The organism is Bacillus mesophilum (assembly GCF_008923265.1).
In the GTDB taxonomy this organism is placed as follows: Bacteria; Bacillota; Bacilli; order Bacillales; family Cytobacillaceae; genus Cytobacillus; species Cytobacillus mesophilum.
Genome location: NZ_WBOT01000004.1, coordinates 47,390 through 64,515, shown reverse-complemented (window position 1 = coordinate 64,515; position 17,126 = coordinate 47,390). Strand labels below are relative to the sequence as shown.

Here is a 17,126-nt window from a genome sequence, read left to right as displayed (position 1 = left end):
GGCGTCACTGTGACGCCCCGAAAAATATTGTTTCACAAGTTGTTCCACGGTTCGAATTAGTACTATGTGTATACACCAAAAACACCTGCATACATATGCAGGTGCCTTTTAAAAACGCGAAGAATATATTATTCCCCCTGAAAAGTCCAAAAATTATTTAATAAAAAGTTGACCAGCGGAATCACGAGAACCGTTACCAGCTCTCCCATGAAGTAATGAAAAGAAAGAATATGAACAACAAAAAATATAAGAATGACGTTCAATAAAAATCCAACCAGCGAAACTAATAAAAACCGAACTAATTTACGCTGAGTAAAACGGCTGTTAAATGTATACCGTATGTTTATTAAGAACGACACAATTGTCATGATGATAAAAGCAGCTGCAGATCCGATAACCGGATCCCATTGATATTTTTCAATGAAAATAAAAACAGAAAGAAAATATACACCCACACTGATGCAGCCGACCAAGCTATATTTTAGAAACCGTATAATTAAATCTCTCTGCAAAAGCATATATTTCCCCTCACTACCATCTACATACAGCGGATGCTAAAAATCTAGTTTTCTAAAAACCTTTTTTATAAACATGCCATTGCTCTTCATGATCGCTTTTTCTTGTAGTTGTCTTTTTCGGTTAATCAAAACAATTAATTGAAGAAAAATCACAGGCAAAAAGGATTTTTTGTATGCTAAATATTTCGGCTCCCAATCTGTTGCAAATTTACTCTTATATTCTTTTAAGCCTTTAAAGTTATATTTTTTATTTCCATAGCGATAGACCTGACGTATCATCTTTTCAGCCATAAAAGAATCCTGACCATCCCCAACATTGGAAAGAGGCGCCATTCCTAAACTGCATACTTGAAATTGATTATTTTTAGCCCATTCAAAAATGCTTAAAAATAGCATATCCATTGCACCAGGAAGACTGCTCTCGGTCTTTCTCATCAGATCAATGCTCAGTGTCTGTTTATAATCATCGGCTAATGTAGCAAACGCCGTAATTTGCCCGGAATCGTCACGCAAAAGCGCAATCGGAAAATGCGAAATATAATTTTGACAAAAAGAAACGACCGAAAAGCCCTTTTCCTTTTGACTTCCTAACCAAGAATTGGAGACTTCTTGAATTTCGGCAATCAGCATTTGTGAATGCGGAGGCTCTGCCACACTAAATGAAAAGCCGCTTCTGGAAAACTTACTCATCGTATTTCGGAATTTTCCCGCTTTTTTTCCTTCAAGTGTAAATTGATTTATCTTAATGACAGCTTCCTCACCCAGTTTTACAAATCGATAACCTCCATCATGATAAAGCTGCATGTATTGAGGAGTGACTTGGTAAAAAACCGGCTTTGCTTTTTTCCATTTACAATATTCATTAAATTCTTTAATAGCTCTGCCAAAATGTGCTTCGTCTCCGATTGGATCGCCAAGAACAACGAATTTATTAAAAATTTGCTTATACATAATTAAAACACTCTGATCACTTGACCAGAATTGTTGTTTATCTTGTAAAAAAATCAAATGCGACACATGATTGCCGCCTTTTTCTTTTAAAAAAGCTAACAGCTTATCAGAATGAACTTGCTGCTGATTTTCAGATAAATCCCTATTTACTTGTTGTCCTTGAAAATTAAAATTGAGATTTCTCATAAAAATCATAGGTCCTTCCTCCTGATAAATAGATAAATTTCACAGATTTGATCATACCATAAACGGGACCTTGTTCATATAAACAAATTATGGTCACTGTGACGCCCCGAAAAATCTTGTTTCACGAATTGTTCCACGGTTCTAAGGGAAGTAGAGTTTCTGCTGTATGTACAGTGTTTAAAACACGAAAAAACACCTACAAATTATGTAGATGCTGTTTTTTCGCAGCATTATAATACCGCCTAACCTCTATACTTAATCGCTAGCCCTTTCAAAAAGTTCCTCGCGAAATGGTCCATACAAACTTTATAGTTTTTATGACCTTCTTTTCTTAAAAATGCACCAAGTTCACCTTTTGATACGTTTAAGCCGGCATATTTGAATATTTCAATCATGTCTTCTGTTGTGAGAGACAAGGCGATTTTAACCTTCTTTAAAAGGATGTTATTCACGCTTGAGTTATTTTTGATGGGTGGTTCGGGAGTAGTTTCTTGGCCTGGTTTTGGCTCTTGCTTCCCTCTTTTATAAATAATGAAGCCATTTAAGAATGAATTCAGCATGCTGTTTGTTAGCTTAATTCTGTCTGTCTCTTCTTCTTCGTCTTCTTTCTTGAGAATCCTCACTACCTCTGGAACGGTAACCTCGTGGCCACCGAGTTTAAAAATCTCTGCCATTTGGCTATTTTTGATTTCTAACGCATATCTTAAACGGATTAATAGATCATTATTATCGATCATTCTACTTCCTCCTATAACTTGTACGGTTCTGCTTAAAAAAACTTGTGGAATACCTTCTAAAAGGCATTACTCATTTTAACATAAAATCATTTGATCTTCGTTCAATTCATAAAGTTTCCGTTAAACCTCTTTCAAGGTTTGCTAATATTCTTATCATAACCAATTATCTCTCCAAAAATGAAAGAGCCCTCCATATGGAGAGGCTCTTTTCTTTTTTAAGGCAGCAAAGCAAAAGAACGAACTGGAAAACCTGTAGCCTTTTCGGGCTTTGCACAAATATTGAAGATAACAGCACCTTTGGCCGGCAATTTATTGAGATTGGTTAATAATTCAACCTGATAGGTATCCTGTTCCAGTACATAGTATTCTCCAATTAGAGATCCATTTTTACGAACATCGATCGCTGCATCCGTATCAAATGTTTCATGTCCAACAGCCTTTATATTTCTTTCTTCAAATAAGAATTTTAAAGCCTCGATCCCCCAGCCTGGAGTGTGGCTATTTCCCTCTGTATCCTTATTCTCAAAAGCAGTCTTGTTCGGCCAGCGAAGACTCCAATCCGTACGCAATGCGACAAAGGAGCCTGCTTCGATGGTTCCATGCTCCTCTTCAAATTTTAGAATATCTTCAACACCTAGAATAAAATCATTATTTTCTTCCGCTTCCTTTGATTGATCAATGACAACCAAAGGCAGAACCAATTCCTTTAGGCCGAGTTCCTCTAAGTAACGCTTATTGCGAACAAAATGAATAGGAGCATCAATATGGGTACCATACTGTCCAGGAAAATTAAAACGCTGTGCAAAAAAGCCATCATCATGTGTAAAAAGTGTTTGAATTTCTGCATCTTCAAATGCAGCGAAATGAGGAGAATCTGGTCCAAATGTATGTGTGAGATCGACCCATTCCTTCCCTTTCAGTACCTCAATAGCCTGCAATAAATCATTCGCATTTTTTACAGTTGACATTACCAGCACCTCACCAATCTTTATAAAATAAAAAACCCTCTTCACAAATAAGAAGAGGGATAAATAAACATAAACTGCTGCCGCTCTTCTTATCTTCTAGCACACGCTACTGGAATTGGCACAAACTTAAAAGTTCGCTGCCGAGGCTTTACAGGGCCAGTCCCTCCACCTCTCTGGATAAGAAAAATTTTCTAAATATTAAGTTATTGTATTTACCATATAGTTAATATACTCACCTGTCAATACAAAAGTATTTATCTTTCATTTGACAAGTGAAGCGGCAGAAACTCAGCCAGCTGCTGTTCATGCTTATCAAGCATGATCTGTTCAGCCTTAATGCCTTGCTCCAGAAGCACTTTGATATTCTGCACAAGGAATTCGTCACTGCCGACAACATAGTAGAGACCATCTTTGTCTGCAGCCAGATTTTTCACTTCTTCGTAGTATTCTTCACGGTTATCAACGAACTGTGATGTAACCTTTTTATCTGGTGCAGATGCAAAAACATCTGTGAACAAGAACTGCTTTGATGAATCGATGTTTAAGGAATGAATTTGATTAACATTGTCAGCTCTGTTTAAGAAATCAAGTAAGAGCGGTCTAAAGGTTGCCAGGCCGACACCTGATGACAGCAGATAAATATTTTTCCCTTCTCTTTTCAGCGGAACATTTGAGTGGGTCTTAAAGATGGCAACTTCATCGCCAACTGTAAGGTTTTTTAGTATCGTTTTGAATTCAGAGCATTGCTCTCTAATGCGTGTTGTGATTCCAATCGCATTTTCATGAGGTAAAGTGGAGATGGACATATGGCGAATCAAACTGCGGTTGGGTTTATCTCCTGCATTAAAACCTTCTAATGCGAAGTGGGTGTGAGAACCTTCTTCCCATGTAAAATCTTGCGGACAGGCAAGCAGGTACGTTCTCACCTCAGGTGTTTCTTCAATAATCTTGTTAATTTTCACCCAATATATTTGCATGGTGATCCTCCTCATTGTGTGTTCCATTTTCATCTAATAATTTAATAATCTAATAAACAGCTATCGGCCCATAAGGACCTTCAATAATTTCAATTTTCGTTTCAAAAATATCTGTTAAAAGTTTTGGATCCATAACCTCTTCTACAGTGCCAAAAGCCGCAATTTGTCCTTCTTTCATTGCACAAATCCGATCAGAATATTTAGCAGCGAAATTGATATCATGCATAACAGTCAAAATGGTTCTGCCAAATTCATTCGCAACATGCCGCAAATATTCCATCATTTGAACAGATCGGGCAACATCAAGATTGTTTAAAGGCTCATCCAGAAGCACATATTCAGTTTCCTGGCAAAGCACCATTGCGACATATGCTCTTTGTCTTTGGCCGCCTGAAAGCTCATCTAAATATCTGTCTTCCAGATCCGTTAAGTCTAAGAAATCGATATACTTAGAGATAATCTCTTCATCTTCTCTCGTTAATCTTCCCTTTGAATAAGGAAAGCGTCCAAACCCGGCCAGCTGTCTAACCGTTAGCCTCGTCACAAAATGATTTTCCTGCCGCAAAATGGTAACAATTTTCGCTAAGTCATTTGATTTCGAAGAAGTAACATCCATATTCGCTACCATGATCTGACCTTCATCCAAATCCAGAAGCCTTCCAATCATTAATAGTGTCGTAGACTTTCCAGCACCATTGGGTCCAATTAAAGAAGTGAACCCAGCCTTTGGTATTTCAATATTCAAAGGTCCAATTTTTACTTCTTCCGTATATAGCTTTCTAGCATTTTCAATCTTTATCATAGCGACCTCTTCCTTAAAATGACGATTAGAAATACGATTCCGCCAAACAGTTCAATAAAAACGGAAACAGCTTGAGAATTAAATACATGATACATTAAAAAGTATGCACTCGTTAAAACAAAGAACCCGATAGCAAGAGCCATTGGAAAAATATATTTGTGATCATAAGTTGGCGCAGCCTGATAACTCAAAATGGCAACTAAAAAGCCAAAGAACGTAAGCGGTCCAACTAAAGCGGTTGATATCGACATTAAAACAGCGACAAGTACCAGTGTGTAAATGACATTTGATTGATATTTAACGCCAAAAGTAGTAGAGACATCTTTTCCAAGTGACAATATATTTAACTTCCTGGAAAAAACATAAAGCAATAATGCGACAATGATGACCATTGGAATGACAATCGGAAAATATGCTGGATCGGCATTATTAACAGAACCAATTAATCTTGTCTGCAGAAGGTCAAATTCTGATGGCGCAAGGAGTTTCCTCATAAAAGCGGATATCGTATTCAGCCCAGTTCCAATAATAATTCCTATCAGAAGCACAAGCTGTAAATTCCCATATTTCCCCGAAAGCAGCCAGCCATACAGGATCAAACTCATTAAGACCATAAGACAAACTTGAAGAAAGAATGGTCCAATGCCGCTAAAACTCACCATTGCGCTAGCACCAAAAATAAACATTGTACTCGTATGAATGGTTGAGTACAGTGATTCAAAGCCTAATAAAGAAGGCGTTATAATGCGATTATTCGTAATGGATTGGAAGGCAACAGTCGACAAACTGTGGCAAATGGCCGCAATCAGCATGGCCACAACAGCGACGATCCTTCTTTCAACAACTGGAATGAACGAAGGTGAATCAACTGGTACCGGATTGTTATAAACCAAAAGGCCGAATGCAAAGAGAAGACCCAAAGCAATCAATGTTATAAGCAGAATCCAATACCGTTTTTCATCCTTCTTCGTGCGAAAAGCACTAGCAGACCTGCTTTTATTATGGAGGCTAAAATCGATTTTCTTCATATTTTCTTTCTTTTTATATTCTAAAGCGTTCATCTTAGCCTCCTTGATTTTCTTTGTCTCAATAAGATCGAAATAAACACAACCGATCCGACTGATCCAAGTATTAAAGAGACAGGTACTTCAAAAGGCATAATAATGGTTCTAGAAATGATGTCACATAGAGTAATCGTCCCCATACCGATCAAACATACCCAAGGCAAATTACTTCTAAGATCATCTCCTCTGATCATGGAAATGATATTTGGGACAATTAAACCTAAAAAAGGCAAGTTCCCAATTACTGCTGCAACAATACCAACTGCAACCGCAATAAGGCCATTAGCCAAAAGAATGAGCGTATTATAATTAACTCCAAGACTTGTTGCTACATCTTCTCCAAGGCCAGCTAAAGTCAATCTGTTTGCATATATAAAAATAAGAACTGTTACAATGACAATGATCCATAAATACTCATACCTTCCAGCCTGAACAGACGCAAAAGAACCGACAAACCAGCCTTCAATCACTTGCGACATTTGGAAAAAGAGTCCTAAAAAGGTGGAAACAGCAGAAATGACTGCACCCAGCATCAGACCAATAATCGGTACAATTAAAGAGGAACGAAGTCTGACCCTTCTTAAGAATAAAAAGAAAATCATGGTGCCCACAAATGAAAAAATGATTGCACCCGTCATTCTAAGAACCAAAGATGGACCTGGAACAAATAAATAAACAACTAGAAGCCCCAAGCCTGCCCACTCAATCGTACCTGTTGTGGTAGGTTCAACTAAACGGTTCTGTGTAATAAGCTGCATAACAAGCCCTGCCATTGCCATCGCAGCTCCGGTAAGCATGAGTGCAACTGTTCTTGGCACACGAGTGATAAAAAACATTTCCATCCCGTCTTCTTGTCCGCTTATATCATAGACTCCAGTAAACAGCGAAATGACCCCTAAGCCAAATACAACAATAATGGCTAGTATAAAAGGTTTTGTCCATATTTTATTTTGGTTATACAACCGGGATTGAGAATTTTTCTCAATCCCGGTTATGATATTATTTTGCACTATGTTAAACTCCTTTACACTACTCTGCTAGAGCAGCAGCAATGCTTTCAAACAACTCTATGAAAGTTTGCACTGATTCATTTAAGTAAGTATCCATTGGTGCATAAACAATCTGTCCTTCAGAAACAGCTGTTGTATTTTGAAGAGCAGGTGAATTATCAATTACATCTTGTGCTGGTACTTTATCTGCTTCACCAGAGATTGGCGCATCACGGTCTAGTACGAACAGCCAATCCGGATTGCTTTGTGCAATCGCCTCAACTGAGATTTCATCGCCTTGGTGATCTGTAGTCGTTTCATCAACCTCTAAAGCTGGAGTCCATTCAAAGATATCATATAACGGCCCCCAAACACGTCCAGTATGTGGAGCTGAGAAATTGATAGCACCACCAGAAACGATCACACTCATCACTTTATCACTGCCATTATAAGCAGACTTCGCTTTTTCAATTGCTGTATCAAGATCTGCTGCCAATTGCTCAGCTTCTTCATTTTTATCAAAAATCTTCCCTAATGTAAGAGTTGTTTCTTTAAAACCATTTACTAAATTCTCACCAGGTGCTTCAGCTTCCTCAGAAACGTCAACATTTAAATCAATAACCGCTGCATTAGGCACTAATTTTTTGATATCTTCATAGAATCCTGAAAATCTTTGACCCACAATAACAAGCTCAGGATCTGCAGCTGCTAATATTTCAAGGTTTGGTTCACGGTGATTTCCAATATCCTGTACATTCTCATCCGCTACATATGGGGAATCTTCTAACATTACTGCTTTGGGTACAGCAGCTAACTCAATATCCCAAGCTTCTAATGTTTCAAATGTTCTGTTATCCAAAGCAACTACATTCTTAGGATTGACAGGAACTGTAACCGTTCCATGAGCATCAGTGATTTCAACTGTTTCAGGTTCAGCAGACTCAGCGTCCTCAGTTGTTTCAGGTTCACTTGCCTCAGGCTCACTATTTGCAGTATCTGAACTTGAACAAGCCGCCAGCATCAAGACAAAAATCGCCATAATGATCGTTAATTTAATTTTCCCCATTTCTCATACCTTCTTCCCTATGTATTATAAATTTTATAAAACTAACAAATTATTGAAATGATAAATGGACTATCTATGTTTTATTTTTTGCTGAATGAAATAAGATGTTTAACATAGTGCTCAGCTATATCATAAAACGTTGATAATGATTATCATTTGCAATGTTCTATCAAAGTATATAACAAGATTATTAGATAAATCAACCCTAAATTCGGCTTATTTTCTCAATTACTGTGCTTATTTTTTCAATTAGGGGTTGATGAAGGTTTTTTTGTCCTGGGAGTTATAAGGAATTGAGTGGGATTTGAAAGGAAAAAGAGGGAGGAAAAGGTGGACTGATAATGCAAAAAATCCCGGATTTCTGTTGAGGAAATCTGGGATTTTTTTGCATTGTTACTTATCTTAATTCTATTAACGCTACGCATTCAACATGCGTCGTCTGCGGAAACATATCCACTGGCTGCACTTCCAGCGTTTTGTAACCACCATCCTCAAGAATTCTGAGATCTCTTGCGAGGGTGGCTGGATTGCAGCTGACGTAGACGACTTTGTGGGGTTTCATTTCAATGATGGTTTGAAGCAAGGCTTCATCGCAGCCTTTACGTGGCGGGTCGACGACTAGAACATCCGCTTTAATTCCTTGCTCGTACCATTTCGGGATGACTTCTTCAGCCTTTCCAACAGCAAAATCCGCATTGGTAATGTCATTTAGCTCAGCATTTCGCTTTGCATCTTCAATGGCTTCTTGGACAATTTCGACTCCATAGACCTTCTTCGCTTTTTGTGCCAAGAATAACGAAATCGTTCCGATGCCGCAATATGCATCAATGACCGTTTCATTTCCAGCAAGACCAGCATATTCTAAGGTTTTATCATAGAGTACCTTGGTCTGGTCAGGATTAACTTGATAAAAGCTTAAAGCAGAAATGGCAAATTTCACATCACCGATATAATCGTAGATCACTTCGCTTCCCCAAAGCACCTTCACTTTATCCCCTAAAATCACATTTGTCCGTTTGGAGTTGATATTGTGAACAATGGATTTCACTTTTGGGATGCGTTTGACTATTTCAGCGACAATTTTATTTTTATTGGGGAAATCAGGGGTTCTTGTGATCATGACAACCATCAATTCACCCGTTTCCTTCCCGTAGCGAGCCATAATATGACGCAGATCTCCCTTATGTGTTTCTTCATTGTAAGCCTTCACGCCAAGCTCACTGCAGATCTCTTTCACCATCTGGATTGCTCCATCTACTTCTGGAAGCTGAATTAAGCTCTCATCCGTTTCGATAATTTCATGACTTCGTGGTTTAAAGAATCCCGAGATCAGTTTCCCGTCTTTCTCTCCAACAGGAACCTGCGCTTTATTTCGGTAATGCCATGGATGCTCCATCCCTAGAACTGGATGAACCTTCACATCTTCAAGCTTCCCAATTCGAGTAAGTACTTGACGTACTTGGTTCTCCTTGAATGCAAGCTGACCTTCATAGCTGATATGCTGAAGCTGACAGCCTCCATACTTATGGCTATCCTCCTTAGCAATATCAACTCGAAAATGGCTTCGTTCTAAAAGTTCAGCCAGCCGGCCGATCCCAAAGCCTTTGTTGACTTTAATAACTTTAATATTTGCCTTTTCACCTGGCAGTGCGCCATGAACAAAGATTGGATAACCATCTACCTTAGCGACACCTGCACCGTCATGGGTCAAATCCTCGAATTCTACCTGTATATAATCATTCTTTTGAACTGGAATTGTTTTGCTCATATATGTCTTCCTTTACTCTCTTAATACGTTCTGATTGCTAGCAAAATTGTACCATATAATCAGCCTGAATACGAAACGGATCACAGCATTCCTATAATAACCCAGATGACTTACCAGTTCCTGCTGGCTATTTTAGAATAACCGCCTGCGCTATTTTAAACACTACATCTTGATTTGCATTTATATATTTCCTATTTATACAAGTTCTTTCTACTAAATAAAAAAAGAGCTTTCCCCTACATCTGGAAGCCCTTCTTTCATCTTATTCTTTTCCTTCTTCCAATTCAACTGGCCGGTCTTCTTCGCGAATTTGATCAATTGGAACCAGCACTTCTAAATGCCTGTACAAATTAACAAATTCTGCAGGCAGAAGTCCGCCGAATTCGCCATCAAGGTTCAGCTGTACTTTTTCGGTTGAATGGACTTTAATGCGATTCGCCTGTGTATAAATCACATGAGGATCGTTCACATGCTCGCCTCTTAATGCAAGTGTAGCAATACGAATAAACTCTGCCAGGTTTGTTTTCTTCAAAATGAGAAGTGAAAACAAACCGTCATTGATTGAAGCGTTTGGTGCCAGCTTTTCGAAGCCTCCTACTGAATTAGTAAGGCCAACAAGGAATAGCATAGCTTCTCCTTCAAACAATTTTCCATCATACTCAATGCTCACTTCTGTTGAGCGGATCGAAGGGATCATTTCGATTCCTTTTAGGTAATATGCAAGCTGGCCGATCATCGTTTTGAGCTTGCTTGGGACCTCATAGGTCAGCTCGGTAATTCTTCCGCCGCCGGCAATATTAATGAAATATTTATCATTAATTCTGCCGATATCTACAGGGATGCTATCTCCTTTGGCGATGATGTCAGCAGCTGCTTCAATATCGCGTGGAATATGCAATGCACGTGCAAAATCGTTCGTAGTCCCTGTTGGCAGGATTCCTAGTCTAGGAATAAATTCCTGTTCAGCTATACCGTTGACAACTTCGTTGATGGTTCCATCGCCGCCTGCAGCGACAATCAGATCAAAGCGGCGCTCAACCGCCAGACGAGCTGCTTTTGTTGCATCTCCTTCGCCAGTTGTTGCATGACATGAGGTTTCATATCCTGCATTCTCCAGCTTTTGCAGTACTTCTGCTAAATGTTTTTTAAAAATCTCCCGACCGGAAGTTGGATTGTAAATAATTCTTGCTCTTTTCATGCCCATCATCCTAAAATAATGATTTATTTATCTTGCGTATTCCATCATTTTACATCATAACGAAACTGCTTCTATATAGCAATGTATTTGGAATCAGCACCATTTATTCTATTCATTTTGCTTATATAAAACAAGCTTTCACGTTTAGCCTTTAAGAAAAGCTGCTGATTTGCGAGCCTTTAAAGTAATCTGCCAATCCCAAATGGACTCTAAATTTATTGTTCACATAAATATGATCCAAGTTTCGAAAAAACTGCCAGCCGGCCGCTCTTTTTCTATACGGCATGTCTATTAGAAAGGTTTCAATCTATTTCATCGTATGGAGGCTTACTCGATACCCATTTACGATTTGCAGAGTATGGCTTCCTTCTCCTGTTTTGAAGGAAGCATCGAAAGCGGGTTCAGAGTATGAATCCGCTTTTTCTCTATCAGTGATTGTCCACTTTTGCTCATTTCCACCTAATTCCTGCACACCGTCTGCCAGTAAACTGACATCACTTGCTTCTTCCAGCATAACGTTTAAATCCGAACTTCCGTCCACGGTCCAATCACTCTTTAACAAGCGGGGTTTGACCGTAACAGAACTGCCTTCAGCTTCAACTTCCAGCTGCAGATTTACAGGTACAAGAAGTGTTGCATCCATGCTCGTGTAATGATTAAATGGTCCGTTCGAATATTCAGGCATTCTCTTTATATTAATATAAAGTGTATCTCCTTTTTCATTCAACGAAACATAATCCATCTTTGACATTTCACTATTTGCTAATGTGCTATGCACAGTGCCAAACATTGAAACTTCATTTAAATCTGTTCCTTCAATGGATATTGGATTGCCTCCTGTACTGACAACTACTCTTTTCACGTTTTCTCCTATAGCCTGCTCCACATTTTCAATTTCATAGGTATTTTCTTCGCTATTCATGTACGCGCTGACACTTTGTAAAACACCGCTTGAACTCAGCAGTGCAAAACCAATTCCGCTCATTCCCAAGACAGCCACAAAGAAAATACTAATAAAATCATATTTTAGAAATGGTTTTTCTTTTCGTGAGAATAGTAAAAACAGCAAAATTTCAAGACCAAGAATCACTAGGATGATCGGCCACCATGATATCATGATGTGTTCGATATTAAACCCCATCAGCTGAGATAATAATAAATAAATGCCAAGCAGGAGCAAAGCAGCTCCCATTGAAAAGGTTCCTACTCTCCAAGTCCTCATTCTATTTCCCCCTTTCTATTTAACGGGATCTTCATTTTTCTTCTTTTCTAAGTTGCCGGAAAGCAATTTAATTCCGCCTGCAATTAACACAATGCAGACAACAGCCGTTTGGAAGTATTGGTTGAACACATACCAAATGTTAAAGTCATAAATCATTGGTGCCACGATCGGCAGCAGAATATTGGTAGTCATGTAATAGAGCCCGACAACAACTAGCCCAATGCCAATCCACCTCTGATGATTGATAAAGTAGGAAATAATCGGTACATCTTCAAGTTCCTCTTCTCCATATCGAGAGGCTTTTTGCAGGCCATCAAAGAAGCTATAAAACCAAATGATCGGGATGAGAAAAAGGAATATGCCAAGCCGGAGCACATCCAGGATATAGACAGAAAACAGAAACGCCGCCATCAGCTGAACGCCTCTTTTTTGCAGACCTAAATATAAATGGCCGGCACCAGGGAAGATGGATAAAAAGGTGGCGATTGACTTGCTTTTCTTTCCCTCTTCACGGCGCACTTCAAAGTCTTCTAAAATCGTGCGGTCAATCAGTTCTATTCCTTGCTGTTTTTTGTTCAGCTGCCCGATTGCGTCAAAAAAGCCATAGACCCAAATGACTGGGAACAATAGCAGGAAAATTAAAAACTCACTTCTGCCTGTCAAAAAGGCAACAAATAAAACCATAATGCCAAGCCCCAGAAAGGCAGCAAGCAGTGTTAGCCCCCGGTTCATCAAACCAAGATGAAAATGCCCGACACCAGGGATAAAAGATAACATGATGGTCCTGAAACGCTCATATTCCATTTCAGATGACTTCTGCTCCTGCAGCTGAATAGACGTATTATTTTGAAGCAGCTTAGATGCGGTTATGGCCGTATCGACCAAACTGACAATATATAAAAAGACTCCTGCAATTACGATAAATATGGCAAGACCCACAGCACCGGAACCACTTGCAACCAAAAATAACACGATCGCAATCAGAATAAACTCCGTAAACATATAACCTAATCCCCGCAGTACCTTTCCTAAATACAGCAAGCCTCCGCCAGGGAAAAATCCTAACAAAAATGCGATAATGGGATTTTTCATTATTTGCCTTCCTCCTTATTATTACTCTCAAGAGAATCCATCCAAGCGAAGGTTTTATCCACTAGTCCTTCTGTAACAGAATTCTTTTTCTCTTGGAAATTCGTATTTTGTACACCTTCTGCATATTGGGTAAGCGACTGGAACACACCTGTTGTCATTAATAAAATCGTCATCGCCGCCGCCACAGCATAATGAAAAATCGCCGTTTTGTGCACCGTTTTTTTCTTTTCCGGTTTCTTTTGCTCCGGAAATGGAATAATGATTGCTTGGGATTGGTTTTGAACCTTAGACATGACCATATCTGTAAAATTCAGTTCATCCGCCATAACAGGCAATTCATCCTCTGCTTCCTCGACCGCAATAAGATAAAGATCGAGACATTGGTCGCAGCTGTATAGATGATCCTCAAACATTTCGCGTGTGTCATCATCTACTTCATTTTTCACATATTTCATCCATTCATCTAAAGAATAGTGCTTCATGAAAAATCGTCCTCCTTCCAATGCTTTTTCATCCAGATGCGGGCTCGGTAAAGCTTTGTTTCAATCGTTTTCACCTGCACATTTTGCTCCTTGGCCATTTGCTGATATGTTTTTTCCCGAATATAAAAATCATATATAACATGACGGTAATTGTCAGGAAGCTCGTCAAGCCTTTGCAGTACTAGCTTTCGCCGGGCTCGATTGATCACTTCTGTTTCCACTTGCTCCCTTTGACCTCCGTATAAATCATAGCCTGCAGATTCAATTGAATCTTCCTGCCTTTTGTCCTTCTTTCTTTTTACATCAATTGCATGGTTGACTGCAATTCTTTTTATCCATGTTTTAAAGCCTTGATCCTCATATTGGGAGAGAGAGGTATAAATCTTCATAAACACTTCTTGTGCAGCATCCTCCGCCTCTTTCTCGTCTCTTAATACCGCATAGATGGTCCGGAACACGTCTAGGCGATATTTTTCAACCAGAAGGCGAAACGCATGATCATTGCCGCTTTTTACTTTTTGGATAAGAACTTGGTCGCTAATCTCTCTCTCCCCCCTTCTGTCAGCTTCCACTTTAATAGACGAAGCTACACACACGTATCCCTACAAAAAAATGAAAACTTTTTTAACATTTAATCGTAATACTATGATAAAATGATTCATCCATTTTTATCCAAGGGGGTTCTTATGTATAAAAGGCTTATTACACTGGGATTCATTCTTCTTTTTATCAGCAGCTGTTCACCGCAGGAGATCGCCACACATGAAGAGACAGCTCCACAGGTTGTCTTTAAAATTGAAAACGAAGCGTGTTTGCCAGCCAGTGATGTAGAGACTGTTGAGACTCGTTTACAAAACGCTTATAAAAAGATTACTACTTCTATTAAAACCGATTATAACCACCCAACTGAGATTCATGTCTTTTTAAAAGAAGGAAATCTTGTTTCTTCTGGTTTTAAAAACACGATAAAATTATATGGAAATACGGATACCTACCCAATTGTACATGAACTAAGCCATATACTGCTTGGATATGGGAAGAATTTTGATAGTAGTTCTGGGTTTCTTACACAAGAGGGGATCGCTGAATATTTTGAGCAAAAATACGGCACGAATAACGTCACTCCCCACCATTCCCATATGAGATTTTTAAAGCAATATAATAAAGTCTATCCTCTCACCCTTCTGGCAAGCACGGAAAATAGCTTTGATCTCTTTCGGCCAAATATGTCGTCGGAAGATGCATATAGCATTCAGCACATTGCCTATGTACAAGCAGGTTCCTTTATCAGTTTTTTAATTGAAACATATGGAATGGAAAAATTCGAGAGTATCTACAACGAACAGAATTTAACTGATACAATAGAAACGATCTATGGTAAAAGTTTACTGAAATTGGAAGATGAATGGCTGATGTTTCTTGAGAACCAAATGACGCTGCCAGAGCAGGCACAACATTATTTACAGCAAATGTATGGATCCTTTTTGGAAAATAATGATTTGATCTTTTTTCAGAACAACTAGGCTATAAATTGGGACAACTAGGAATATAATGATGTACAGAATTCTAGAAGGAGGCGTATATGAGTTTACTATTTACACTAGCAGCTTACTTAATTGGCTCCATTCCAACCGCTTTACTCGTAGGGAAGTATTTTTTCCAGATTGATATACGGGAGCATGGTAGCAATAACCCTGGTGCAACCAATTCCATCAGAGTGCTCGGTAAAAAAGCGGGCATCGCTGTGCTGCTGATTGATATTGGAAAAGGAGCACTAGCGGCAGCTTTGCCGATTCTCTTTAATGCTGATATTGAACCGCTATACACCGGCCTTATTGCGGTTGTTGGACATTGCTTTCCTGTTTTTGCAGGTTTCCGGGGAGGCAAAGCGATTGCCACCACTGCCGGCACCTTGCTTGTAGCAGATATTCAAATGTTCTTCATTGCCTATATTTCATTTATTGCAGTCATTTATTTTACTAAATATGTTTACTATGGCTCTCTTTCGGTTGGACTTTCACTATTAATCTATTCTTTTTTCACCCCTGACACGGAACATGTTTTTGTCTTTTCTATATTCTTTTTATTCCTTATCTATCTGCATCGCTCTAATATTCGAAATCACCTTAACAAACAGGAGCCAAAAATCAATGACAAAAGCTTAAAGAACGATCGAATCCCGCCTAGAAAAATTTAGGCGGGTTTTTACAAAGATATAAAGGAGATTTGCATATGACCATTCTGTACAAAAACCCTAGAGATTTGCATGAACTTGCCGCTTTTTTAGAACAGTTGAATAGTACGCCTTCCAATCATATCGGCTTCTGCGGCCAGGAAAAAGAAGAAATTTTCGATACACTTCATGAGCTAAATGCAGAGTCAGCGTTCGTCTGTGCGTATAAAGAACAAAAACTGATTGGTGCCATTGGTTTGGATATTTATGATTCAAACGAAGAAGCAGAGGTATGGGGACCTTTTATCCATGTAGAAGAAGATCGCAGCTGGGAGCACATAGCAGAGGCATTATTTGAAAAACTGGCTGCAATTCACAAACTGCATTTTTTTATAAATATAAAAAATACGAGAGCCATCCGCTGGCTGAATACTAAGCGAGCAGTAAGCAAAGGAACCTATGCCATCTTAAAAATGTCCCGCGATCAAGCAAGATTCGATGATCTCGCTCTTGTTCAGCCCTTTACGCCTAATGATGAAGATGCCTTTTCACAGCTGCATACCTACATATTTCCAAATACATATTATTCTGCAGCGGACATCATTAATAATATAGATCACCACCGGCAGCTGCTGCTGATCAAAGATTCTTTGTCCCTTATTGGTTATGTATATTTTGAAGCAGATCCCAAACATGGTGAAGGCAGTATTGAATACATCGCCATCTCTCCTGCTCACCAGAAAAAAGGTTACGGTACAATGCTGATTCAAACGGCACTACTTCGTCTGTTCAGCTTTCCTTCCATCACTGAGATCACCATATGCGTCAGTGAGGATAACCGTGCTGCTATTAAACTTTATCTTGCTGCAGGATTTAAATTAGAGCATGAGCTAGAGGGGTATCAATTGATACAGGACGAATCCAGCTAAAGTA

At 39.0% G+C, this 17,126-nt stretch carries 18 protein-coding genes and 1 riboswitch; of the genes, 3 read left to right on the top strand and 15 right to left on the bottom strand.

Annotated features, from left to right (window positions below):
* Positions 1-128 precede the first annotated feature (128 nt).
* The 15 genes from F7732_RS13500 to F7732_RS13430 form a co-directional block, all read right to left on the bottom strand.
* A complete protein-coding gene (locus tag F7732_RS13500; RefSeq protein ID WP_151574569.1) occupies positions 129-518 on the bottom strand; it encodes a GtrA family protein in 390 nt (129 codons plus the stop codon).
* Positions 519-554: 36 nt separating this feature from the next.
* Positions 555-1,664, bottom strand: coding sequence for a phosphatidylglycerol lysyltransferase domain-containing protein (locus F7732_RS13495; protein WP_151574568.1), 1,110 nt, complete (start codon positions 1,662-1,664; stop codon positions 555-557).
* 233 nt (positions 1,665-1,897) lie between these two features.
* A complete protein-coding gene (locus F7732_RS13490) occupies positions 1,898-2,389 on the bottom strand; it encodes a YehS family protein (RefSeq protein ID WP_066451784.1) in 492 nt (163 codons plus the stop codon).
* Positions 2,390-2,607: 218 nt separating this feature from the next.
* Complete coding sequence (locus F7732_RS13485; protein WP_151574567.1) at positions 2,608-3,360, bottom strand: cyclase family protein; 753 nt, start codon at positions 3,358-3,360, stop codon at positions 2,608-2,610.
* Between the two features lie 86 nt (positions 3,361-3,446).
* A riboswitch (SAM riboswitch) is annotated at positions 3,447-3,544 on the bottom strand.
* A gap of 70 nt (positions 3,545-3,614) precedes the next feature.
* Entirely contained in the window at positions 3,615-4,337 is a 723-nt protein-coding gene (locus F7732_RS13480; protein WP_151574566.1) for a dihydropteridine reductase, read from the bottom strand.
* 49 nt (positions 4,338-4,386) lie between these two features.
* Entirely contained in the window at positions 4,387-5,139 is a 753-nt protein-coding gene (locus tag F7732_RS13475) for an iron ABC transporter ATP-binding protein (protein ID WP_066450172.1), read from the bottom strand.
* Positions 5,136-6,200, bottom strand: coding sequence for an iron chelate uptake ABC transporter family permease subunit (locus tag F7732_RS13470; protein WP_066450176.1), 1,065 nt, complete (start codon positions 6,198-6,200; stop codon positions 5,136-5,138). The genes F7732_RS13475 and F7732_RS13470 overlap by 4 nt, the downstream gene beginning before the upstream one ends.
* Positions 6,197-7,213 (bottom strand): ABC transporter permease, encoded by a 1,017-nt coding sequence (locus F7732_RS13465; RefSeq protein ID WP_151574565.1) that lies wholly within the window; start codon positions 7,211-7,213, stop codon positions 6,197-6,199. The genes F7732_RS13470 and F7732_RS13465 overlap by 4 nt, the downstream gene beginning before the upstream one ends.
* A gap of 19 nt (positions 7,214-7,232) precedes the next feature.
* The gene (locus tag F7732_RS13460) at positions 7,233-8,258 is read right to left on the bottom strand and encodes a siderophore ABC transporter substrate-binding protein (protein WP_151574564.1); all 1,026 of its coding nucleotides are present in this window, start codon (positions 8,256-8,258) and stop codon (positions 7,233-7,235) included.
* 397 nt (positions 8,259-8,655) lie between these two features.
* Positions 8,656-10,026 carry a 23S rRNA (uracil(1939)-C(5))-methyltransferase RlmD gene (gene rlmD, locus F7732_RS13455; protein ID WP_151574563.1) on the bottom strand — a complete coding sequence of 457 codons (1,371 nt, stop codon included), beginning with the start codon at positions 10,024-10,026 and terminating at the stop codon, positions 8,656-8,658.
* A gap of 262 nt (positions 10,027-10,288) precedes the next feature.
* On the bottom strand, positions 10,289-11,224 hold the full coding sequence (locus tag F7732_RS13450) for a diacylglycerol kinase (protein WP_066450258.1): 936 nt from the start codon (positions 11,222-11,224) through the stop codon (positions 10,289-10,291).
* Between the two features lie 307 nt (positions 11,225-11,531).
* Positions 11,532-12,446: a LiaF transmembrane domain-containing protein gene (locus F7732_RS13445; RefSeq protein WP_151574562.1), complete on the bottom strand. Its 915-nt coding sequence runs from the start codon at positions 12,444-12,446 to the stop codon at positions 11,532-11,534.
* A gap of 15 nt (positions 12,447-12,461) precedes the next feature.
* A complete protein-coding gene (locus F7732_RS13440) occupies positions 12,462-13,538 on the bottom strand; it encodes a hypothetical protein (RefSeq protein ID WP_151574561.1) in 1,077 nt (358 codons plus the stop codon).
* The gene (locus F7732_RS13435) at positions 13,538-14,020 is read right to left on the bottom strand and encodes an anti-sigma factor (RefSeq protein ID WP_066450270.1); all 483 of its coding nucleotides are present in this window, start codon (positions 14,018-14,020) and stop codon (positions 13,538-13,540) included. The genes F7732_RS13440 and F7732_RS13435 overlap by 1 nt, the downstream gene beginning before the upstream one ends.
* Positions 14,017-14,592, bottom strand: a complete 576-nt coding sequence (locus F7732_RS13430) for an RNA polymerase sigma factor (protein ID WP_066450271.1) — start codon at positions 14,590-14,592, stop codon at positions 14,017-14,019. Before F7732_RS13430 ends, F7732_RS13435 begins: the two co-directional genes overlap by 4 nt.
* A gap of 114 nt (positions 14,593-14,706) precedes the next feature.
* On the opposite strand from F7732_RS13430, the gene F7732_RS13425 reads away from it, so the two are divergent.
* From F7732_RS13425 to F7732_RS13415, 3 genes are read left to right on the top strand one after another with little or no spacing between them, the layout of a single operon-like run.
* Positions 14,707-15,543, top strand: coding sequence for a hypothetical protein (locus F7732_RS13425; RefSeq protein WP_151574560.1), 837 nt, complete (start codon positions 14,707-14,709; stop codon positions 15,541-15,543).
* A gap of 59 nt (positions 15,544-15,602) precedes the next feature.
* The gene (gene plsY, locus F7732_RS13420) at positions 15,603-16,217 is read left to right on the top strand and encodes a glycerol-3-phosphate 1-O-acyltransferase PlsY (protein WP_151574559.1); all 615 of its coding nucleotides are present in this window, start codon (positions 15,603-15,605) and stop codon (positions 16,215-16,217) included.
* A 35-nt stretch (positions 16,218-16,252) separates the two neighbouring features.
* Entirely contained in the window at positions 16,253-17,122 is an 870-nt protein-coding gene (locus F7732_RS13415) for a GNAT family N-acetyltransferase (RefSeq protein WP_151574558.1), read from the top strand.
* Positions 17,123-17,126 lie beyond the last annotated feature (4 nt).